The sequence below is a fragment of the Streptomyces sp. NPDC110618 genome, from assembly GCF_055657065.1.
In genome coordinates, this window is record NZ_JBVKBN010000011.1 from 165,945 (window position 1) to 186,384 (window position 20,440).

Consider the following 20,440-nt stretch of genomic DNA (forward strand, 5'->3'; position numbering starts at 1 on the left):
GGATGGACAATGGTCCAACGGTCGGGAACCGTGCAGGAAGAAGACGCGACGCAGCCGGCCGCCGCCCCCTCGCAAGGAACCGCAGCCGGGCCTACTCAAGACACGCAGGAGCAAGTGGTGATCGAAGAGACCCTCCTCGAAGCCGAGGAGAAGATGGAGAAGGCCGTCGTGGTCGCCAAGGAGGACTTCGCCGCGATCCGCACCGGCCGTGCGCACCCGGCGATGTTCAACAAGATCGTGGCCGACTACTACGGCGCGCCGACGCCGATCAACCAGTTGGCCTCGTTCTCCGTGCCGGAGCCGCGCATGGCCGTCGTGACCCCGTTCGACAAGAGCGCGCTGCGCAACATCGAGCAGGCGATCCGCGACTCCGACCTGGGCGTCAACCCCAGCAACGACGGCAACATCATCCGTGTGGTGTTCCCCGAGCTGACCGAGGAGCGCCGCCGCGAGTACATCAAGGTCGCCAAGGGCAAGGGCGAGGACGCCAAGGTGTCCATCCGCTCCGTCCGCCGCAAGGCCAAGGACGCCATCGACAAGCTGATCAAGGACGGCGAGGTCGGCGAGGACGAGGGCCGCCGTGCGGAGAAGGAGCTCGACGACACCACCGCGAAGTACGTCGCGCAGGTGGACGAGCTCCTGAAGCACAAGGAAGCGGAGCTGCTCGAGGTCTGATGAACGACTCTTCCTGGGGCGCTCCGCCACACTCCGGGCCACATCCCGGGTACTGGGGACCGTCCGACCAGGGGCCTGTCCAGGGGGCTGCCCCGGCGGGTCCCGCGTACGATGCGCCTGAGGCGCAGCACACTCGCCCCATGCCCATCGTGCCCGACGTACCCGCGTATGGCGGAGACCAGGATGACGACCGGGGGGCTGCTCGGCTGAGCGGCCCCTTGTTCCGCGACGAGACGCCGCAGGCGCAGGCCCCTCGGACCGCGCCGCAGAATCCGGAGCCCATGCCCGACGCCCCGCAGCCGGCGCCGCGCCCGCAGAAGAAGAGCGCGGGACGTGACCTGGGCGCGGCCATAGGGGTCGGCGTCGGTCTCGGCGCGGTGATCGTGGCCTCGCTGTTCGTGGTGAAGGCCGTGTTCGTCGGTGTGGTCGTGGTCGCCGTCGTCGTGGGCCTGTGGGAGCTGACCACACGCCTTCAGGAACGCAAGGCGATCAAGGCACCCCTCGTCCCGCTCGCCCTCGGCGGCGCCGCCATGGTGATCGCCGGGTACGTCCGGGGCGCCGAGGGAGCCTGGGTGGCGATGGCGCTCACCGCGCTGGCCGTCCTGGTCTGGCGCATGGCCGAGCCGCCGGAGGGCTACCTCAAGGACGTCACGGCGGGTGTCTTCGCGGCGTTCTACGTCCCGTTCCTGGCGACGTTCGTCGTGATGATGCTGGCGGCGGACGACGGCGCCTGGCGCGTCCTGACCTTCCTGGTGCTGACGGTCGTCAGCGACACGGGCGCGTACGCCGTCGGCTGGCGCTTCGGCAAGCACAAGCTCGCCCCGCGCATCAGCCCCGGCAAGACCCGCGAGGGCCTGCTGGGAGCGGTCTCCTTCGCCATGGTCGCGGGCGCCCTGTGCATGCAGTTCCTGATCGACGACGGCTCCTGGTGGCAAGGCCTGCTCCTGGGCCTCGCGGTCGCGGCGAGCGCCACGCTCGGCGACCTCGGCGAGTCCATGATCAAACGCGACCTGGGCATCAAGGACATGGGCACCCTCCTCCCCGGCCACGGCGGCATCATGGACCGCCTGGACTCCCTCCTGCCGACGGCACCGGTGGTGTGGCTCCTGCTGGTGCTGTTCGTGGGGTCGGGCTGACGGGCTTGTGATCCCGAACGGGCCTCCGCTTCGGCGGGGGCCCGTTCGTGTTCGGGGGCGGGAAATCCGGCGGGACCGGCTACCCGGAACGATCTGCGACACTGGATGGGTTATGCCGAAGCCCGGAGAACTCACATTCGTAGCGCCGCGCGGAGCCAAGAAGCCGCCGCGGCATCTTGCCGATCTGTCGCCTGCTGAGCGCAAGGACGCTGTCGCGGCGGTCGGGGAGAAGCCGTTTCGTGCCAAGCAGCTGTCGCAGCACTACTTCGCGCGGTACACGCACGACCCCGAGCAGTGGACGGACATCCCTGCCGGGGCGCGTGGGAAGTTGCGGGAGGAGTTGTTTCCCGAGCTGATGACGGTCGTGCGGCATCTGTCGACCGACCAGGGGACCACCCGTAAGACGCTGTGGCGGCTGTTCGACGGGACGCTCGTGGAGTCGGTGCTGATGCGGTACCCGGACCGGGTGACCATGTGCATCAGCTCGCAGGCCGGGTGTGGGATGAACTGTCCCTTCTGTGCCACTGGGCAGGCGGGGCTTGATCGGAATCTGTCCACCGCTGAGATCGTGCATCAGATCGTGGATGGGATGCGGGCGCTCCGGGACGGGGAGGTGCCTGGGGGGCCTGCTCGGCTTTCCAACATCGTTTTCATGGGGATGGGCGAGCCGCTCGCCAACTACAACCGCGTTGTCGGGGCCATTCGGCGGCTCACCGATCCCGAGCCCGATGGGCTGGGGCTTTCGCAGCGCGGGATCACCGTCTCCACTGTCGGGCTTGTGCCCGCTATTCACCGGTTCGCCGATGAAGGGTTCAAGTGCCGGCTGGCCATCTCGCTGCACGCCCCCGACGACGAGCTGCGCGACACCCTCGTGCCCGTCAATACGCGGTGGAAGGTGCGCGAGGTGCTGGACGCCGGGTTCGAGTACGTGGCCAAGTCGGGGCGGCGGCTGTCGATCGAGTACGCGCTGATCCGGGACATCAATGACCAGGCCTGGCGAGGTGACCGGCTCGGGCGGCTGCTCAAGGGCAAGCCTGTGCATGTCAACCTCATTCCGCTCAACCCGACCCCGGGGTCGAAGTGGACCGCCTCGCGGCCCGAGGACGAGAAGGCGTTCGTGGAGGCCATCGCCGCCCATGGTGTGCCGGTGACGGTCCGGGACACCCGTGGTCAGGAGATCGACGGGGCGTGTGGTCAGCTCGCGGCCACCGAGCGGTAGTCTGAGCCCGTACATCCGTACGTACATCTTCATATTCCGACAGGGGAGCGCCACAGCGCTGAGAGTGCGGGAGAGTCCGCAGACCCTCTGAACCTCGCCCAGGTCATTCTGGGTAGGGAGATCGGTCGTCACTCAAGCTGTTGCGCCCTGCTCCGGAACCCACTCGGTCCGGAGCAGGGCCGCGTCTCTTCCTGGTCACTCCAGGAGGAATCAGTGCATAGCAAGAAGAAGGTCCTTGCCTTGGCCGTGGGGCTGGGGCTCGTCGCCCTGCCCGCCCTCGCCGCCTGCGGGTCCGAGGACGGCGGCAGCGGCGGCGGCACGTCCAAGAACGTCACCCTGGTCAGCCATGGCTCCTGGGCCGCCTCCAAGGACGTCATCGCCGCGTTCGAGAAGCAGTCCGGGTACAAGGTGAAGGTCCTGGAGGACGGCGACGCCGGGCAGGCCGTCAACAAGGCCATCCTCACCAAGGACAACCCGCAGGGCGACGTCTTCTTCGGCGTCGACAACACCCTTCTCTCCCGCGCCCTCGACAACGGGCTCTTCCAGCCGTACGAGGTCAAGGGGGCCGAGCGGATTCTGCCTCAGTACCGGGTGGACGGCGGTAAGCACCGGGTTACGCCCATCGACACCGGCGACATCTGCGTCAACTACGACAAGAAGTACTTCGCCGATCACAAGCTCACGCCGCCCTCCAGCTTCGACGACCTGATCAAGCCCGAGTACAAGAACCTCCTCGTCACCGAGAACGCCTCCACCTCCTCGCCGGGCCTCGGCTTCCTGCTCGGTACCGCCGCGCAGTACGGCGACGACGGCTGGCAGGACTACTGGGAGAAGCTCAAGGCCAACGGCGTGAAGGTGGTCGACGGCTGGGACCAGGCCTACAACGAGGAGTTCTCCGGCTCCGCCGGCGGAAAGGCCGCGAAGGCGGACCGGCCGCTGGTCGTCTCCTACGCCTCCTCGCCGCCCGCCGAGGTGATCTTCGGTGACCCGAAGCCGAAGACCGCGCCCACCGGCGTCGCCGAGGGCACCTGCTTCCGGCAGATCGAGTACGCCGGACTGCTGAGCAACGCCAAGAACCCCGAGGGCGGCAAGGCGCTGCTGGACTTCCTGGTCGGCAAGACCTTCCAGGAGGACATGCCGCTCAACATGTTCGTCTACCCGGTGACCGAGGGCGCCGAGGTGCCCGAGGAGTTCGTGAAGTACGGGCCCCAGGCGAAGGACCCGCGGACCATGGCCCCCGAGAAGATCGCCGACAACCGCGACGACTGGGTCAAGTCGTGGACCTCGCTCGTACTGAAGTAGGCCGCCCGGCGCGGAGGCACGCGGCGCGGCTGGGTCTGCTGGCCCTGCCCGTCGCGTTCTTCGGCGTCTTCTTCGCCTACCCGGTCGCCGCGATCCTCGCGCGCGGCCTCAAGGTGGACGGGGTCTGGCAGTTCGGCCGGATCCTGGATGTGCTCGGGCAGAGCGACATCCGGCACGTGCTGTGGTTCACCACCTGGCAGGCCCTCGCCTCCACCGCGCTCACCCTGCTGGTCGCGCTGCCCGGCGCGTATGTCTTCGCCCGCTACGAGTTCCCGGGCAAGCAGGTGCTGCGGGCCGTCGTGACAGTGCCGTTCGTGCTGCCGACCGTCGTGGTCGGTACGGCCTTCATGGCGCTGGTCGGGCGGCGCGGGCTGCTCGACGAGCTGTGGGGGCTGCGGCTGGACACCACCGTGTGGGCGATCCTGCTGGCGCACGTCTTCTTCAACTACGCCGTCGTCGTACGCACCGTCGGCGGCCTGTGGGCGCAACTCGACCCGCGGCAGGAGGAGGCGGCCCGGATGCTCGGGGCGTCCCGCTGGACGGCCTGGCGGAAGGTGACTCTGCCCGCCCTCGGTCCGGCCGTGGCCGCCGCCACCCTGATGGTCTTCCTGTTCACCTTCACCTCTTTCGGTGTCGTGCAGATCCTCGGCGGGCCCACCTTCTCCACGCTCGAAGTGGAGATCTACCGCCAGACCTCGGAGATCTTCGACCTCTCCACGGCCGCGGTCCTCACCCTCATCCAGTTCGCGGCCGTCGGCGCCATCCTCGCCCTGCACGCCTGGACGGTACGGCGCCGGGAGGCGGCGCTGCGGCTCGTGGACCCGGCACAGACCGCCCGCCGTCCGCGCGGCGCCGGACAGTGGGCCCTGCTGGCCGGGGTCCTCACCACCATCGCCGTACTGCTCGTCCTGCCGCTCGCGGTGCTGGTGCAGCGCTCCTTCGGCGCCCCCGACTTCGCCTACTACCGCGAGCTGACCAGCGACGACAGCGGAATCTTCCTGGTCCCGCCGATCGACGCGATCGGCAACTCCCTGTCCTACGCGGTCGTCGCCACCGCCATCGCCGTACTCGTCGGAGGACTGGCCGCCGCCGCGCTCACCCGGCGCGACGCCGGACGGTTCGTACGCGGCTTCGACGCGCTGCTGATGCTGCCGCTCGGGGTGTCCGCGGTGACCGTCGGGTTCGGGTTCCTGATCGCCCTGGACGAGCCGCCGCTGGATCTGCGGGCCAGCTGGATTCTGGTGCCGCTGGCCCAGGCGCTGGTCGGGGTCCCTTTCGTCGTACGGACCATGCTGCCCGTGCTGCGGGCCGTCGACCAGCGGCTGCGGGAGGCGGCGGCGGTGCTGGGAGCCTCGCCGTGGCGGGTGTGGCGGGAGGTGGATCTGCCGCTGGTGCGGCGGGCGCTGCTGATCGCGGCTGGGTTCGCCTTCGCGGTGTCGCTCGGGGAGTTCGGGGCGACGGTGTTCATCGCGCGGCCGGACAATCCGACGCTGCCGGTCGCGGTGGCCCGGCTGCTGGGGCGGCCCGGCGAGCTCAACTACGGCCAGGCGATGGCCCTTTCGACGATTCTGATGGTGGTGTGCGCGGTGGCGCTGCTGGTGCTGGAGCGGCTGCGGACCGACCGGACGGGGGAGTTCTGATGCTGCTGAGCCTGGAGAACGCCACCGTGCGGTTCGGTGGCCGGGCCGTCCTCGACGCGGTCGATCTGTCGGTGGCCGAGCACGAGGTGGTGTGCGTCCTCGGGCCGAGCGGCAGCGGCAAGTCGACCCTGCTCAGGGCGGTCGCCGGGCTCCAGCCGCTGGACGCCGGGCGGGTGTCGCTCGACGGGTGCGACCAGCGCGGCATCCCCGCGCACCGGCGCGGCGTGGGGCTGATGTTCCAGGACCACCAGCTCTTCCCGCAGCGGGATGTCGGCGGCAACGTCGCCTTCGGGCTGCGCATGCACGGCGCGGGGAAGGCGGAACAGGCCGCCAGAGTCCAGGAGTTGCTGGATCTCGTCGGGCTGCCCGGGGCCGCTCGCCGGGCCGTGGGCGCGCTCTCCGGCGGGGAGCAGCAGCGGGTGGCGCTCGCGCGGGCGCTGGCGCCCCGGCCCCGGCTGCTGATGCTCGACGAGCCGCTCGGCCAGCTCGACCGCTCGCTGCGGGAGCGGCTCGTGGTGGAACTGCGGGAGCTGTTCAGCGAGTTGGGCACGACTGTGCTGGCGGTGACGCATGACCAGGGGGAAGCGTTCGCGCTGGCCGACCGGGTCGTGGTGATGCGGGACGGGCGGATCGCCCAGACCGGGACGCCCCTGGAGGTGTGGCAGCGCCCGGCGGACGAGTTCGTGGCCCGCTTCCTCGGCTTCGACAACGTCATCGCCGCGACGGTCGCCGGCGAAGCCGCCGCCACCCGCTGGGGCAAGCTTCCCGTACCGGAGGGCACCCCCGAGGGCCCCCGCACCCTCCTCGTCCGGCCCGCCGGGGTCCGCCTGGTCGCCGCCGACCAGGGCCTGCGCTGCACGGTGGCCGCCCGCACCTTCAAGGGCACCCATGTCGCCGTACACCTCCAGCCCGAGGACGCGCCCCGGCTGGAGGCCGCGTGTGCGCTCAGGGAGGCGCCGGAGGTCGGGGACGAGGTCGGAGTGGAGTTCGACGCGACGGAAATCGTGGTGCTCGATCGCGCGGAGTGATCTTAAGGTGTGCGAATGACGCTTCTCGCGCACGATCGCTACTGCGATGAAATCGACCGCCAGGTCCAGCAGTTGAGGGCCGTGGTGACCTCCGGCACCGACCTCTCCCGCACCGTCCCGACCTGCCCGGACTGGTCCCTGGAGGACCTGGTACGGCACAACGGCGGCGCCTTCCGCTGGTCGGAGCTGCTGGTGCGCACCCGGGCCGGGGACGACATCCCCGAGGACAAGGTGCCGCACATCGGCGGGCCCGACACGAAGGGGGACGCCGCCGCGCTGGACGCCTGGCTCGCCGAGACCGGCCGGATGCTCGTCGACACCCTGCGCGCCGCAGGCCCGGACGCGAAGGCCTGGAGCTGGGCCGAGACCCACACCGCCGGGTTCTGGGCCCGCCGTATGACCCACGAGATCACCATCCACCGCGCGGACGCCACGCTCGCCGCCGGGCTGCCGTACGAGGTCGCGCCGGAAGTGGCCGCCGACGCGATCGACGAATGGCTGGAAATCGTGGAGTTCGTGCAGCGGAGCCAACCGGAGGACTCGGCACGGGAGTTGCGCGGCACCGGCCGTACCATCCATCTGCACGCCACCGACGGCGCGCCGGAGTTGAACGCGGAGTGGGTGATCGAGCTCGCCGAGGACGGGGTGCGGTGGCGCCGGGGCCATGAGAAGGCGGACGTCGCGCTGCGCGGACCGCTGACCGCCGTACTGCTCGCCTTCTACCGTCGTCTGCCGCTGGACAGCGCCGAGTTGGAGATCCTGGGCGAGCGGGAGCTGCTGGAGTTCTGGCTGGAGCGGGCCACCTTCGGGTAACCCCGTGCGATGGCCCGCTCCGGGCGTCAGCGGGTGCTGCTGCGCTTGCGCAGGCCGAAGAAGACCGCGCCGCCGCCGGCCGCGACCAGGGCGATGGCGATGCCCGCGATCAGACCGGTGTTGGAGTTGGCACCGGTCTCGGCGAGGTTGGACTCACCGGCCGGGGACGGGGCGTTGCTGGAGGTGTCCGCGGGGGTGGTGCTGGTCTCCTCGGACGGCTCCGGAGCCGGGGAGGACTCCTCCTCGGCCGGGGTGGACTCCGACGGCGTCGGGGTCGCGCTGTCCGACGGGGTCGGGGTCTCCTCCTTCTTGCACGCGGTCGACGGGGTCGTCAGGTTCGGCTTGATGTCCTCGTCGACCAGGTCCGCGGCCTTGACGTGGATGCGGTACTCGGCGTTGGGCTTCCAGTCCTCCTCGAAGGTGATGGTCACGCCCTCGGCGGAGCCCTTCACCACCTGCTCGCCGACCTTCTTCAGGTCGGCGCCGTTGTTCTGGAGGAAGACGGTGACCGTGGCCGGGACACCGCCCGGGTCCACGTCGGTGACGGTGATGACGCCCTTGTCGCCGTCACACTTGGCCTCGGCGGAGAAATCCTTGATGTCGCACGCGAACGCGCTGCCGGTCGCGCTGAGCACGAGCGCCGCCGAGGCGGAGGCGAGGCCGAGCGCACGTGCGGAGCGGGCGACGGTACGGCGGGATATGGACAGGACTGCCACGTTGGTCCTTCACATGTTGCGCAGATGAGGGGGGTTTGAGGAGTGGAGCCGCGGGGCAACTCCACTCCCAGGAGTCTCACAGGTTTATAAGTGCCGCGTAAGTAGTGTCAACGCATATGCGCGTCAACCTTCTTGGCTTTGCCACCTTATTAACCGCCGAGGCGTTTCAACGCCTCCGGGACCTCATCGATTCGGTCAACCAGGGCGATACGGGACTCCATTGAGCGCTCCCGTGCCAGCGACCGCAGCAGCGGCCAGGCGGGCAGCCGCTCCGTCCAGTGCTCCTTGTTGACCAGCACCATCGGCGTGGGTTCGCCCCGCGACTCGTAGTAGTTGGGCGTCGCGTTGTCGAAGATCTCCTGTACGGTCCCGGCGGCGCCCGGCAGGAAGACCACGCCCGCGGTGGAGCGGGCCAGCAGGCCGTCCTCGCGCAGGGCGTTGGCGAAGTACTTGGCGATGTGCGCGGCGAAGGCGTTCGGCGGCTCGTGGCCGTAGAACCAGGTCGGGATGCCGATGGAGCCGCCGCCCCGGGGCCAGCGGGTGCGGACCTCGAAGGCGGCCGTCGCCCAGGCGGTGACGGACGGGGTGTACGACGGTTCCTTGGCGAGGATGTCGAGGGCCTCGGCGAGCATCTCGTCGCCGTAAGGGGCGGCGTACGCACCGAGGTTGGCGGCCTCCATCGCGCCGGGGCCGCCGCCGGTGGCCACCGTGAAGCCCTCGCGGGTCAGTTCACGGCCGAGCCGGGCGGCGCCTGCGTAGGCGTCCGAGCCGCGGGCCATCGCGTGGCCGCCCATCACGCCCACCACGCGTGCGCCGCGCACCAGTTCGTCCAGCGCGTCGGAGACGGAGTCGTCGTGGACGGAGCGGAGCATCGAGGCGAGTATGTCGCCGTCGGACTTGGTCTGCTGGAACCAGGCGTAGGTGAGCGCGTCCGGCGTGCGGTCGTAGCCCTGGTCCAGGTCGGTGAACAGTTCGTCCGGGGTGTAGAGGAGACCCCGGTACGGGTCGAAGGACAGTTCCGGGACCGGTGGGAAGACCATGGCGCCGTCGGCGCGGACCTTCGCGGCGGCGTTGTCCCGCATCCGGCAGCCGAGGAAGACGGCGCCCGCGGTGTCCGTGGCGAGCAGTTCGCGCGTACGGTCCGTCAGATCGACGGCCTGGATCCTGTATCCGGAGAGCGTGCCGCGCGCGGAGACAGTGGCGTCGAACTCCTGGAGTGTCTCGATCTCACGGTCGTTGTGGTTCGCCGCATGGGCGGGCATCGTCTGCACCCGCCCATGCTAGACAGAGTGGTTGCTCAGCCCTCGACCGCGGCGGGGTCCATCCACACGACCTCCCAGGTGTGGCCGTCGAGGTCGTCGAAGGCGCGGCCGTACATGAAGCCCATGTCCTGGATCTTGTCGGAGGCCTTGCCGCCGGCCGCGATCGCCTTCTCCACCAGCTCGTCGACCTTGTCGCGGCTCTCGGCGCTCAGACAGATCAGCACCTCGCTGGTCTTCGTGGCGTCCGCGATCTCCTTGTCGGTGAACGTCGAGTAGAACGGCTTGGTGAGGAGCATGGCCACGATGGTGTCGCTGATGACGACGCTCGCCGCGTTCTCGTCGCTGAACTGGGGGTTGATCGAGTAGCCCAGCTCCGTGAAGAACTTCTTGGCGGCGTCGAGGTCCGCGACGGGCAGGTTCACGAAGATCATCTGCTGGTACATGCGAGGTTTCTCCCAACGGGGTCGGTCTGTTCGATGGGGTAGACCGGCGGGCGGGGCGGAACTCATCGCGGTGCGTCGAACTTTTCCGTACGGCTTTCGCGGGTGCCGGGTGCCGGGTGCCGGGTGCCGGGGCCGGTTCGCGGGCGTGGTTGGCGGGCTGGAGGGTTGGCGGGCTAGCGGGCCAGTGGCAGCGCGGCGAGTTCGGCGACCGCCAGGGTCAGCGGGCCGAACACGAGGAGCAGCGCGCCCGCTCGCAGGGCGGCGGCGCCGCGCAGTACGGCGGCCGGGGCGCCCAGGCGGAGCAGGGCGGCCGTGGTGTCAGCCCTGGCCTGGCGTGCCTCCACCGCGGCGGTGAGCAGGGTGGCGACCGCGCAGGTGGCGACCACGGTCGCGCCGAGCGTGGTCAGCGGGCCCGGAGTGCGGCCGTCGGCGGCCGGGTCGTGGAGTACGGCCATGGCGTACGCGGCGGAGGCCACGGCGCAGACGATGCCGAGGGGGCGGCCGATGCGGGTGGACTCCGCCATGAGGATGCGGCCGGAGAGGAGGCGGAGGGCGCCGGGGCGGACGGACTGGAGGAGGCGGCCGCAGAGGTGGGTGAGGCCGGGGCCGGCGAGGGCGAGGCCCGCGGCGGTGAGGGCCCAGCCGACGAGCACTGCCGTGGGGGCGGTGGGGAGGCCGGTTGGGAGAGTGGCGGGGCCGGTCTTTGCCGTACTGGTGTACGCCTCTACGGTCAGGCCTGCGGCGAGGATGGCGATGCCCCAGGGGAGGCCGGTGGGGGCCGGAGTTGGGGGCCTGTCCTGTGGGGACTGTGCCGGGGGGTGGGTGTCGCTTGCCGGCGCTTGCCGGGTGCCTCCCCCAGAGGGGGGACCCCCAGCGCCCACCCGTGCCGCCCCAGCGGCACGACTGCCCGCGGGCTGGGTGGGGCTGGTGCCCGCGGGCTGGGTGGGAGGGGTGCTCGCAGGCTGCGTAGGGCTGGTGCCTGCGGGCCGGGTGGGACTCGTGGTCGCGGGCCGGGTGGGGCCGGTGCGTGCGGGCTGGGTGGGTGGGGTGGTGAGACGGCCGAGGTGCCGGGCTGGGCGGATCGTTGTCTGTGGGCGGTGGTTGAAGGCCACTGCCAGGGACGCTGCTGCTGGGACCAGGGCCAGCAGGGTCAGGGCTGCTGGTAGGGGTAGTGGCTCCGAGGCGGCCAGGAAGTCTGTTGCCGCGCCGTCGAAGGGCATGCCTGTCAGGTCGCCTCGGAGGTGGAGGAAGAAGAGCAGGGCCAGCATCGAGCCCAAGGTCGTCGACAGGGCGGTGATCGTTGCCGCCACCGCCATCAGGCGGATCGGGCCCAGGCCGATCGCCGCGAGGCCGGGGCGGGGGCGGGTGCCCGGGTCCGTGCGGGCCACCGCCACCGCGAAGTGGACCGTCGCCGCCAGCGGTGCCGCGCACCACGTCAGGCGCAGGGCGGACGCGCCCGGGGTGTCGGGGTGCGTCATCGCGTGGCCCAGGGTGCACAGGAGCAGGAACCCCGTGCCCGCCGAGGCCGACGCGACCAGCAGGCGGCGCAGCTGTACGGCGGGACGGGCGCGGTGGGTCAGGCGGAGAGCGAGCACGCGGTGCGGCCTTCCTCCGACTCGGCCATCGGCGGCAGGTGGACGGTGTTCACGCGGCGGCCGTCCAGCAGGGACACCGTGCGGTCGGCCAGGGAGGCGGTCTCGGCGTCATGGGTGGCGAGGATGACCGTGATGCCGTGGGACCGGGCCGCGGTGGTCAGGGTGCGCAGGACGTGGGCGCGGTCGGCGCGGTGCAGCGGGGCCGTGGGCTCGTCCGCGAACAGGACCGTGGGCGCCGGGGCCAGGGAGCGGGTGATGCAGACGCGCTGGCGCTGGGCCTGGGTCAGTTCGTGGGGCCGCTTGCGGGCGCAGTCGCCGATGTCGAGGCGCTCCAGCCACTCCAGCGCGGCGGTCTTGGCGCGGCGGCGTCCGGTGCCGCGCAGCATCAGGGGGAGGGCCGCGTTCTCCCAGACGTTCAGCTCGGGGACGAGCACCGGCTCCGGGTCGATCCAGCCGAAGCGGTCGCGGCGCAGCCGTTCGCGGTGGACGGGGCCCATGGTGTGCACGGGGACGCTGTTGAACCAGACCTCGCCCTGTTGGGCGGGCAGCTGGCCGGACAGACAGCGCAGCAAGGTGGTCTTGCCGCTGCCCCTCGGGCCGCTGACGGCGAGGATCTCGCCCTCGCGGACGCCGATGGAGACACCGGCGAGCGCGGGCGAGCCGTCGGGGTGGGTGAAGTGCAGGGCACGCGCCCAGAGCACATCGTTGTCGGGCGGGGCCTCCATGCGCGTCACACCTCGTTCTGGTCCGTAGTGCCAAGCAGTCCCCCGTGCGGGGGAACGAAAGCAGGGCCGATCGGTTACCAGGAACGCTAAGGATGACGGGCAGAAACGCCGGACAGCACGCGGCCCGGGTGCACCCTTCCCACTCGTTCGGGTGCACCCGGGCCGTCGTGCCACGGGCGTTACAGCTTGGTCCACGCCTCCGTGAGCGTGGCGCGCAGGATCTGCTCGATCTCGTCGAACGTCTCCTGGTTGGAGATCAGCGGCGGGGCCAGCTGGACGACCGGGTCGCCGCGGTCGTCGGCCCGGCAGTACAGGCCGTTGTCGAAGAGGGCCTTGGAGAGGAAGCCGTACAGGACGCGCTCGGTCTCCTCCTCGTTGAAGGACTCCTTGGTGTTCTTGTCCTTCACCAGCTCGATGCCGTAGAAGTAGCCGTTTCCGCGGACGTCGCCGACGATCGGCAGGTCGTGCAGCTTCTCCAGCGTGGCGCGGAAGGCGCCCTCGTTGTCCAGCACGTGCTGGTTCAGGCCCTCGCGCTCGAACAGGTCGAGGTTGGCGAGGCCGACCGCGGCGGAGACCGGGTGGCCGCCGAAGGTGTAGCCGTGCAGGAAGGTGTTGTCGCCCTTGTAGAACGGCTCGGCCAGGCGGTCGGAGACGATGCACGCGCCGATCGGGGAGTAGCCCGAGGTCATGCCCTTGGCGCAGGTGATCATGTCCGGGACGTAGCCGAACTTGTCGCAGGCGAAGGTGGTGCCCAGGCGGCCGAAGGCGCAGATGACCTCGTCCGAGACGAGCAGCACGTCGTACTGGTCGCAGATCTCGCGGACCCGCTGGAAGTAGCCGGGCGGGGGCGGGAAGCAGCCGCCCGCGTTCTGCACCGGCTCCAGGAAGACCGCGGCGACCGTGTCCGGGCCCTCGAAGAGGATCTGCTGCTCGATCTGGTCGGCGGCCCAGCGGCCGAACGCCTCCGGGTCGTCGCCGAAGATCGGGGCGCGGTAGATGTTGGTGTTCGGCACCTTGTGCGCGCCGGGGACCAGCGGCTCGAACGGGGCCTTCAGGCCCGGCAGGCCGGTGATGGACAGGGCGCCCTGCGGGGTGCCGTGGTAGGCGACCGCGCGGGAGATGACCTTGTACTTGGTCGGCTTGCCGGTCAGCTTGAAGTACTGCTTGGCCAGCTTCCAGGCGGTCTCGACCGCCTCGCCGCCGCCGGTGGTGAAGAAGACCTTGTTCAGGTCGCCCGGGGCCTCGTGCGCGAGGCGCTCGGCCAGCTCGACGGCCTTGGGGTGGGCGTAGGACCAGACCGGGAAGAAGGCCAGCTCCTGCGCCTGCTTGGCGGCGGTCTCGGCCAGCTCGGAGCGGCCGTGGCCCGCCTGGACCACGAACAGGCCCGCGAGTCCGTCGAGGTAGCGCTTGCCCTTGTCGTCGTAGATGTAGGTGCCCTCACCCCGGACGATGGTGGGGACGGGGGAGTTCTCGTACGAGGACATGCGGGTGAAGTGCATCCACAGGTGGTCGTACGCGGTCTGGCTGAGGTCCTTGGAGCTCACGGTTATCGGGTCCTCACGGCTATCGGGTTCCCCACATGTAGGTCTGCTTCTTGAGCTTCAGGTAAACGAAACTCTCGGTGCTCCGCACTCCGGGGATGGCGCGGATGCGGCGGTTGATGACCTCCAGCAGGTGGTCGTCGTCCTCGCAGACGATCTCCACCATCAGGTCGAAGGAGCCGGCGGTCATCACCACGTACTCGCATTCGGCCATGCCGGTCAGGGCGTCGGCGACCGACTCCACGTCGCCCTCCACATGGATGCCGACCATCGCCTGGCGCCGGAAGCCCACGGTCAGCGGGTCCGTCACGGCGACGATCTGCATCACGCCCTGGTCGAGCAGCTTCTGGACGCGCTGGCGCACGGCCGCCTCGGACAGGCCCACGGCCTTGCCGATGGCGGCGTACGGCCGGCGGCCGTCCTCCTGCAGCTGTTCGATGATGGCGAGGGAGACGGCGTCCAGGTGCGGCGTGCTGCCGTTCCTGGATTCGCGGGAGGACTCCCGGCTGTCCCGGGAGTCCCTTGGGTCTGCGCTTCGACTGGCCACGACGTCACTGTGCACGAGGTCTCGACAGTTTCGCAAGGTCCGGGCGATGAAATTCGTTGTTTACATGAGCAAGACGTGCGGATTTCGCAGCAACGGCCGGATCGGGGGTGTTGAAAACGTGGGGCTGACGATTAGGGTGGGTGTCTCAGCTATTGGACAGTTCGACCCTGACACAGGAGGCCGGCAGTGAGCACCGAGCTGCGTCGTCTGCGCAACTACATCGACGGTGAGTTCCGGGACGCCGCCGACGGACGGACCACGGAGGTGGTCAACCCCGCGACCGGCGAGGCGTACGCGACCGCCCCGCTGTCCGGGCAGGCGGACGTCGACGCCGCCATGGAGGCCGCCGCCCGCGCCTTCCCCGGCTGGCGCGACACCACTCCCGCCGAGCGCCAGAAGGCCCTCCTGAAGATCGCGGACGCGTTCGAGGAGCGCGCCGAGGACTTGATCGCTGCCGAGGTGGAGAACACCGGCAAGCCGATCGGGCTCACCCGGTCCGAGGAGATCCCGCCGATGGTGGACCAGATCCGGTTCTTCGCCGGTGCGGCCCGCATGCTGGAGGGCCGCTCGGCCGGCGAGTACATGGAGGGCATGACCTCCATCGTCCGCCGCGAGCCGGTCGGTGTCTGCGCCCAGGTCGCGCCGTGGAACTACCCGATGATGATGGCCGTGTGGAAGTTCGCCCCGGCCCTCGCCGCGGGCAACACCGTCGTGCTCAAGCCGTCGGACACCACCCCGGCCTCCACCGTGCTGATCGCCGAGATCCTCGGCTCGATCCTGCCCAAGGGCGTCTTCAACGTCATCACCGGTGACCGCGAGACCGGCCGCATGATGGTCGAGCACCCCATCCCGGCGATGGCCTCCATCACCGGCTCGGTGCGCGCCGGTATGCAGGTCGCCGAGTCCGCGTCCAAGGACCTCAAGCGGGTCCACCTGGAGCTGGGCGGCAAGGCGCCGGTCGTCGTCTTCGAGGACACCGACATCGCCAAGGCCGTCGAGGACATCTCGGTCGCGGGCTTCTTCAACGCCGGCCAGGACTGCACGGCCGCCACGCGCGTGCTGGTCCAGGAGTCCATCCACGACGAGTTCGTCGCCGCGCTCGCCAAGGCCGCCGCCGAGACCAAGACCGGTCAGCCGGACGACGAGGACGTGCTCTTCGGCCCGCTGAACAACCCCAACCAGCTCCAGCAGGTCTCCGGCTTCATCGAGCGCCTCCCCGCGCACGCCAAGGTCGAGGCGGGCGGCCAGCGCGTCGGCGACAAGGGCTACTTCTACGCGCCGACCGTCGTCTCCGGCCTCAAGCAGGACGACGAGATCATCCAGAAGGAGGTCTTCGGCCCGGTCATCACCGTCCAGTCCTTCTCCGACGAGGAGCAGGCGGTGGAGTGGGCCAACGGCGTCGAGTACGCCCTCGCCTCCTCGGTGTGGACCAAGGACCACGCCCGCGCGATGCGCATGTCCAAGGCGCTGGACTTCGGCTGCGTGTGGATCAACACGCACATCCCGCTGGTCGCCGAGATGCCGCACGGCGGCTTCAAGAAGTCCGGCTACGGCAAGGACCTGTCGGGCTACGGCTTCGAGGACTACACCCGCATCAAGCACGTGATGACGTCGCTGGACGGCTGACGCCCGGTTTTCCCGCCGTGGGCACCCGACACACTGTCGGGTGCCCGCGGTTTCGTTTGACGAGGCGTCCATTGCCCGGCCCCGGGGCCTGGCGGCATGCTGCGCAGATGCAGCCGACCTCGCCGAACGCCTTCCGTCCCACCCGGAACGCCTTCCGTCCCACCCGCCGTTCCGTGCTGCTCGCCCTCGGCGGCGCCGCGCTCGCCGGATGCGGGGTACCCGCCGCCTACGTCGAGCCCGGCGACCGCGCCGGAGCCGATCTGTCCGCCTCGGACCACCGGCTGACCTGGGCGAACTGGCCGCTGTACATCGACGTCGACGACGAGGACGAGACGAAGCGGCCCACGCTGGACGCCTTCGAGGAGCGCACCGGCATCTCCGTCGAGTACGTCGAGGAGATCAACGACAACGACGAGTTCTTCGGGAAGATCAGCCCCGCGCTGATGAACCACCAGCGCACCGACCGCGACCTCGTCGTTATCAGCGACTGGATGTGCGCGCGGTTCGTCCGGCTGGGCTGGGTGCAGGAGATGGACCGCTCCCGCCAGCCCCATGTCACCCGGTACCTCGACCCGCTGCTGCGCGAGCCCGCCTTCGACCCCGGCCGCAAGTTCACGGTGCCCTGGCAGTCCGGCATCACCGGCATCGCCTACGACAAGCGCCGCCTCGGCCGGGAGATCCGCCAGGTCTCCGACCTGTGGGCGGACGACCTCAAGGGCCGGGTCACCCTGCTGTCCGGGCTCGACGAGGCCTTCGCGCTGCTGATGCAGGGCAACGGCGTCGACATCACCCGCTGGACCGCGGACGACTTCCACACCGTCTGCGAGCAGGTCGAAGGGCATGTGAAGAGCGGCCACATCCGCCGCTTCACCGGCAACGACTACATCAAGGACCTCTCCACCGGCGATGTGCTCGCCTGCCAGGCGTACTCCGGCGACGTCATCCAGCTCCAGGCCGACAACCCGGACATCGAGTTCGTCGTCCCCGAGGAGGGCGCCGAGCTGTGGTCGGAGTCCCTGATGATCCCCAACCTCGCCCGTCACAAGACCAACGCCGAGCGGTTGATCGACTACTACTACGAGCCCGAGGTCGCGGCGGAGCTGGCCGCCTGGGTCAACTACGTCTGCCCGGTCCCGGCCGCGCAGGACGTCCTCGCCTCCTCCAAGGACGAGGAGACGGCGGCGCTGGCCGAGGACCCGCTGATCTTCCCGGACGCGGCCATGCGCAAGCGGCTGGCCATCGCGCGGGACATCACGGCGGAGGAGCGGGTGGAGTTCGCGAAGAAGTGGAACGGGATCGTGGGGCTGTAGGGCGGATCCGGGTACGCGGGGGTGGTTTTTGAACGCGTTCAACAGGGGCGTAGTCTGCTGCCATGAGCGACAGAGCCGCCCTGTTGAGGGGCATTCGCGGCTGGCTGGTCTTCTTCGTCGTGTGCCTGGTGCTGAGCGGCGCCACGGCCTTCCCGCTGGTGCACGAACTGCGCTGGACCGAGAGCGTGCTGCGGTCGCTGTCGGTGCCGGAGTACCTGCCCGGACTCATGGAGTGGATCGAACGGGTGCGGCTCGGCCTCGACACCGCCGACGCCGACTACCCCTTCCTGCTGTACGGCACCGACTGGCTGGCCTTCGCCCACCTCGTCATCGCCGTCGCCTTCTACGGGCCCTACCGGGACCCGGTCCGCAACATCTGGGTGATCGAGTTCGGGATGATCGCCTGCGCGGGCATCATCCCGCTCGCCCTGATCTGCGGACCGATCCGCGGCATCCCCTTCTGGTGGAGCGTGATCGACATGGCGTTCGGGGTGTTCGGGGTGATCCCGCTCTACGTCGTCCGGCGCCGGATCAAGCGGCTTGAGGCGCTGACGGAGGGGGCGGTCGTCGGGGTCACCCCCGCTCCCGCTGCCCAGATGTGAGCGAGCGGAGTACGTCGATGCGGTTCGTGGTGATCGAGTCGACACCCATTCTGATCAGCCGGCGCATCGAGCGGCGGGTGTCCGGGGTCCAGACCGACAGCAGATAGCCGTCCCGGTGGACCCGGTCGGCGAGGGCCCGGTCGACCAGCCCGAAACGGTAGTTGAGCCAGCGCGGCCGGACCGCCGCCAGCAGTGCCGGGCGCGGGGGCGCCAGCGTGGTCCAGGTCAGCGCGATCTCGGCGTCCGGGTCGGCGGCGCGTACGGAGAGCATGGCGGGGGCGCCGGCGCAGTAGTACACGCGGTCCGCCGCCCCCGACTCCCGTACGACGTCCACGATCCGGCGCGTGCTGCGCGGGTCGGGGGCGCCGGGCAGGTCCAGCATCACGCGGTGCCCGTCGGTCGCGGCCAGTGCCTCGGCCAGGGTGGGCACACCGCCGTCCGTGACCCCGCGCACCTCGTCCGCCGACAGCTCGCGCAGCGGGCGGTCCAGTTCCCACAGCCGCTTCAGCGTCGCGTCGTGCAGGAGGACGGGGACGCCGTCCTTGGTGAGGCGTACGTCGATCTCCACGGCGTCGGCGCCGCGCGCGATGGCCGAGCGCAGGGAGGCGAGGGTGTTCTCGCGGTGGAGGTAGGGGTCGCCGCGGTGGGCGACAGCCGTCAGTTCGTCGGTCACGGGGCGAGCCAGGTGGTCGTGTAGGTGTCGATCTCCTCCTTGATACGGGCCTTCGCGGGCCCGTCGAGGAAGGAGGCGTCGACGGCGTTGTGGGCGAGGCCGGCGAGGCCCCGCTCGTCCAGGCGCAGCAGGCGGGCGGCGACCGCGTACTCCTTGTTCAGGTCGGTGCCGAACATCGGCGGGTCGTCGGAGTTGACCGTGACCAGGACGCCGGCCTCGACGAACTCCTTGATCGGGTGCTCCTCCAGGGTGCGCACGGCGCGGGTGGCGATGTTGGAGGTGGGGCACACCTCCAGCGGGATGCGGTTCTCCGCGAGGTGCGCGAGGAGCTTGGGGTCCTGCGCGGAGCTGGTGCCGTGGCCGATGCGCTCGGCGCCGAGGTGGGTGAGGGCGTCCCAGACCGTCTCCGGGCCGGTGGTCTCGCCCGCGTGCGGCACGGAGCGCAGGCCCGCGGCGATCGCCCGGTCGAAGTACGGCTTGAACTGCGGGCGCGGTACGCCGATCTCGGGGCCGCCGAGGCCGAACGAGACCAGGCCCTCCGGGCGCAGCCGGTCGTCGGTGGCGAGCCGTACCGTCTCCTCCGCCGACTCCAGGCCCGCCTCGCCCGGGATGTCGAAGCACCAGCGCAGCACCGTGCCGAACTCGGCCTCCGCCGCCTTGCGGGCGTCCTCGATCGCCTCCATGAAGCCGCGCTCGTCGATGCCGCGGCGGGTGGAGGAGAACGGGGTGATCGTCAGCTCGGCGTAGCGGACCTGCTGGCGGGCCAGGTCGCGGGCCACCTCGTAGGTGAGCAGACGGACGTCCTCCGGGGTGCGGATCAGATCCACGACGGAGAGGTACACCTCGATGAAGTGCGCGAAGTCCGTGAAGGTGAAGTAGTCGGCCAGGGCCTCGGGGTCGGAGGGCACCTTGGAGTCGGGGTGGCGGGCGGCCAGTTCCGAGACGATGCGCGGGGAGGCGGAGCCGACGTGGTGGACGTGCAGTTCGGCCTTGGGCAGTCCGGCGACGAACGCGTGCAGGTCGCGGTTCGCGTCGGCGTGCGTGCGGCCTGTGGTGGTGTGGTCGGGCAAGGTTCCTCCCCGGGAACGGCGGCCCGGTCGCGACCGCGGCCTGGCGGTTGCGGTGCGGTGCGGCGGGGCGCGGGTGATCGGCTGATCGGTGACTCCGGGATCATCGTAGGACGGGAGATGGGGTGCGGGTCGGCGGCTTAGCATGGCGGGACGTAGACAGAGGGGGGCCGCGCATGTCCGACGACGCGCAGACGCCGGGGGCGGCGGAGAGTGGCGGGGCCGGGGTTGGCGGGGCCGCGGATCCCTGGGCGCCTCCTGCGGGGGGTACGGACGGGCCCGGCTCCACGGCGCTGTCCGGGTCGGATGTGTGGTCGGTGCCGTCCTCGTCCGCGCCGCCTGTGCCGTCCGTGCATGATCAGCCGACCATGACCTCGATGGAGGGGCTGGGGGTGCCGGTGCCTACGGGGCCGTGCTTTCCGGCGCCGCCTGGGCAGGGGGAGCCTGTGCCGCCGCCTCCTGTCGCGCCGGACGGGCCCGGGCAGGTGCCGTACGGGTATCCCGGTGGGGGGTACGGGTA

The 20,440-nt window shown here is 70.4% G+C and carries 19 protein-coding genes; 10 read left to right on the forward strand and 9 right to left on the reverse strand.

The window, feature by feature from the left end:
• The first annotated feature begins 117 nt into the window (after nt 1–117).
• The 7 genes from frr (at nt 118) to ACZ7L7_RS20545 (ending at nt 7,813) form a co-directional block, all read left to right on the forward strand.
• Nucleotides 118–675 carry a ribosome recycling factor gene (gene frr / locus ACZ7L7_RS20515; protein WP_014675285.1) on the forward strand — a complete coding sequence of 186 codons (558 nt, stop codon included), beginning with the start codon at nt 118–120 and terminating at the stop codon, nt 673–675.
• Nucleotides 675–1,811: a phosphatidate cytidylyltransferase gene (locus ACZ7L7_RS20520; protein WP_285513673.1), complete on the forward strand. Its 1,137-nt coding sequence runs from the start codon at nt 675–677 to the stop codon at nt 1,809–1,811. Before frr ends, ACZ7L7_RS20520 begins: the two co-directional genes overlap by 1 nt.
• Before the next feature lie 112 nt (nt 1,812–1,923).
• Nucleotides 1,924–3,030, forward strand: a complete 1,107-nt coding sequence (gene rlmN / locus ACZ7L7_RS20525) for a dual-specificity RNA methyltransferase RlmN (RefSeq protein ID WP_285513674.1) — start codon at nt 1,924–1,926, stop codon at nt 3,028–3,030.
• Between the two features lie 213 nt (nt 3,031–3,243).
• Nucleotides 3,244–4,332, forward strand: coding sequence for a thiamine ABC transporter substrate-binding protein (locus ACZ7L7_RS20530; protein ID WP_285513675.1), 1,089 nt, complete (start codon nt 3,244–3,246; stop codon nt 4,330–4,332).
• Nucleotides 4,308–5,972: an ABC transporter permease gene (locus ACZ7L7_RS20535; protein WP_453604388.1), complete on the forward strand. Its 1,665-nt coding sequence runs from the start codon at nt 4,308–4,310 to the stop codon at nt 5,970–5,972. The genes ACZ7L7_RS20530 and ACZ7L7_RS20535 overlap by 25 nt, the downstream gene beginning before the upstream one ends.
• Nucleotides 5,972–7,000, forward strand: a complete 1,029-nt coding sequence (locus ACZ7L7_RS20540) for an ABC transporter ATP-binding protein (protein WP_472076742.1) — start codon at nt 5,972–5,974, stop codon at nt 6,998–7,000. The genes ACZ7L7_RS20535 and ACZ7L7_RS20540 overlap by 1 nt, the downstream gene beginning before the upstream one ends.
• 15 nt (nt 7,001–7,015) lie before the next feature.
• Nucleotides 7,016–7,813: a maleylpyruvate isomerase family mycothiol-dependent enzyme gene (locus ACZ7L7_RS20545; RefSeq protein WP_285513678.1), complete on the forward strand. Its 798-nt coding sequence runs from the start codon at nt 7,016–7,018 to the stop codon at nt 7,811–7,813.
• Nucleotides 7,814–7,839: 26 nt separating this feature from the next.
• Here ACZ7L7_RS20545 and ACZ7L7_RS20550 read toward each other — a convergent pair whose 3' ends face one another.
• The 7 genes from ACZ7L7_RS20550 to ACZ7L7_RS20580 form a co-directional block, all read right to left on the reverse strand.
• Complete coding sequence (locus ACZ7L7_RS20550) at nt 7,840–8,529, reverse strand: LAETG motif-containing sortase-dependent surface protein (RefSeq protein WP_472076744.1); 690 nt, start codon at nt 8,527–8,529, stop codon at nt 7,840–7,842.
• Between the two features lie 149 nt (nt 8,530–8,678).
• Nucleotides 8,679–9,800, reverse strand: a complete 1,122-nt coding sequence (locus ACZ7L7_RS20555) for an LOG family protein (RefSeq protein WP_285513680.1) — start codon at nt 9,798–9,800, stop codon at nt 8,679–8,681.
• Between the two features lie 26 nt (nt 9,801–9,826).
• On the reverse strand, nt 9,827–10,234 hold the full coding sequence (locus ACZ7L7_RS20560; protein ID WP_285513681.1) for a VOC family protein: 408 nt from the start codon (nt 10,232–10,234) through the stop codon (nt 9,827–9,829).
• 173 nt (nt 10,235–10,407) lie between these two features.
• Nucleotides 10,408–11,829, reverse strand: coding sequence for a hypothetical protein (locus tag ACZ7L7_RS20565; RefSeq protein WP_472076746.1), 1,422 nt, complete (start codon nt 11,827–11,829; stop codon nt 10,408–10,410).
• Nucleotides 11,811–12,554, reverse strand: a complete 744-nt coding sequence (locus ACZ7L7_RS20570) for an ABC transporter ATP-binding protein (RefSeq protein ID WP_471431373.1) — start codon at nt 12,552–12,554, stop codon at nt 11,811–11,813. The genes ACZ7L7_RS20565 and ACZ7L7_RS20570 overlap by 19 nt, the downstream gene beginning before the upstream one ends.
• A gap of 179 nt (nt 12,555–12,733) precedes the next feature.
• On the reverse strand, nt 12,734–14,098 hold the full coding sequence (locus ACZ7L7_RS20575) for an aspartate aminotransferase family protein (RefSeq protein ID WP_285513684.1): 1,365 nt from the start codon (nt 14,096–14,098) through the stop codon (nt 12,734–12,736).
• Between the two features lie 19 nt (nt 14,099–14,117).
• Nucleotides 14,118–14,657, reverse strand: coding sequence for an Lrp/AsnC family transcriptional regulator (locus ACZ7L7_RS20580; protein WP_472076748.1), 540 nt, complete (start codon nt 14,655–14,657; stop codon nt 14,118–14,120).
• A 171-nt stretch (nt 14,658–14,828) separates the two neighbouring features.
• Between ACZ7L7_RS20580 and ACZ7L7_RS20585 the strand changes: the two genes are divergently transcribed.
• From ACZ7L7_RS20585 to ACZ7L7_RS20595, 3 genes are all read left to right on the forward strand, one after another.
• Complete coding sequence (locus tag ACZ7L7_RS20585) at nt 14,829–16,268, forward strand: gamma-aminobutyraldehyde dehydrogenase (RefSeq protein WP_453604380.1); 1,440 nt, start codon at nt 14,829–14,831, stop codon at nt 16,266–16,268.
• Nucleotides 16,269–16,375: 107 nt separating this feature from the next.
• Nucleotides 16,376–17,578, forward strand: coding sequence for a polyamine ABC transporter substrate-binding protein (locus ACZ7L7_RS20590; protein ID WP_453604378.1), 1,203 nt, complete (start codon nt 16,376–16,378; stop codon nt 17,576–17,578).
• A gap of 62 nt (nt 17,579–17,640) precedes the next feature.
• Nucleotides 17,641–18,180 carry a hypothetical protein gene (locus ACZ7L7_RS20595; protein ID WP_285513688.1) on the forward strand — a complete coding sequence of 180 codons (540 nt, stop codon included), beginning with the start codon at nt 17,641–17,643 and terminating at the stop codon, nt 18,178–18,180.
• Here the strand turns inward: ACZ7L7_RS20595 and ACZ7L7_RS20600 are convergent.
• Both ACZ7L7_RS20600 and ACZ7L7_RS20605 read right to left on the reverse strand, forming a co-directional pair.
• On the reverse strand, nt 18,152–18,853 hold the full coding sequence (locus ACZ7L7_RS20600) for a glycerophosphodiester phosphodiesterase (protein ID WP_472076750.1): 702 nt from the start codon (nt 18,851–18,853) through the stop codon (nt 18,152–18,154). The genes ACZ7L7_RS20595 and ACZ7L7_RS20600 overlap by 29 nt on opposite strands.
• Nucleotides 18,850–20,067, reverse strand: coding sequence for an adenosine deaminase (locus ACZ7L7_RS20605; protein WP_471592938.1), 1,218 nt, complete (start codon nt 20,065–20,067; stop codon nt 18,850–18,852). Before ACZ7L7_RS20605 ends, ACZ7L7_RS20600 begins: the two co-directional genes overlap by 4 nt.
• Nucleotides 20,068–20,440: the final 373 nt, after the last annotated feature.

Coding starts and splice junctions, on each gene's coding strand:
- ACZ7L7_RS20570 (WP_471431373.1), bottom strand. CDS start 12,554: ATGGAGGCCCCGCCCGACAACGATGTGCTCTGGGCGCGTGCCCTGCAC.
- ACZ7L7_RS20590 (WP_453604378.1), top strand. CDS start 16,376: ATGCAGCCGACCTCGCCGAACGCCTTCCGTCCCACCCGGAACGCCTTC.
- rlmN (WP_285513674.1), top strand. CDS start 1,924: ATGCCGAAGCCCGGAGAACTCACATTCGTAGCGCCGCGCGGAGCCAAG.
- ACZ7L7_RS20595 (WP_285513688.1), top strand. CDS start 17,641: ATGAGCGACAGAGCCGCCCTGTTGAGGGGCATTCGCGGCTGGCTGGTC.
- ACZ7L7_RS20520 (WP_285513673.1), top strand. CDS start 675: ATGAACGACTCTTCCTGGGGCGCTCCGCCACACTCCGGGCCACATCCC.
- ACZ7L7_RS20605 (WP_471592938.1), bottom strand. CDS start 20,067: ATGCTAAGCCGCCGACCCGCACCCCATCTCCCGTCCTACGATGATCCC.
- ACZ7L7_RS20545 (WP_285513678.1), top strand. CDS start 7,016: ATGACGCTTCTCGCGCACGATCGCTACTGCGATGAAATCGACCGCCAG.
- ACZ7L7_RS20560 (WP_285513681.1), bottom strand. CDS start 10,234: ATGTACCAGCAGATGATCTTCGTGAACCTGCCCGTCGCGGACCTCGAC.
- ACZ7L7_RS20540 (WP_472076742.1), top strand. CDS start 5,972: ATGCTGCTGAGCCTGGAGAACGCCACCGTGCGGTTCGGTGGCCGGGCC.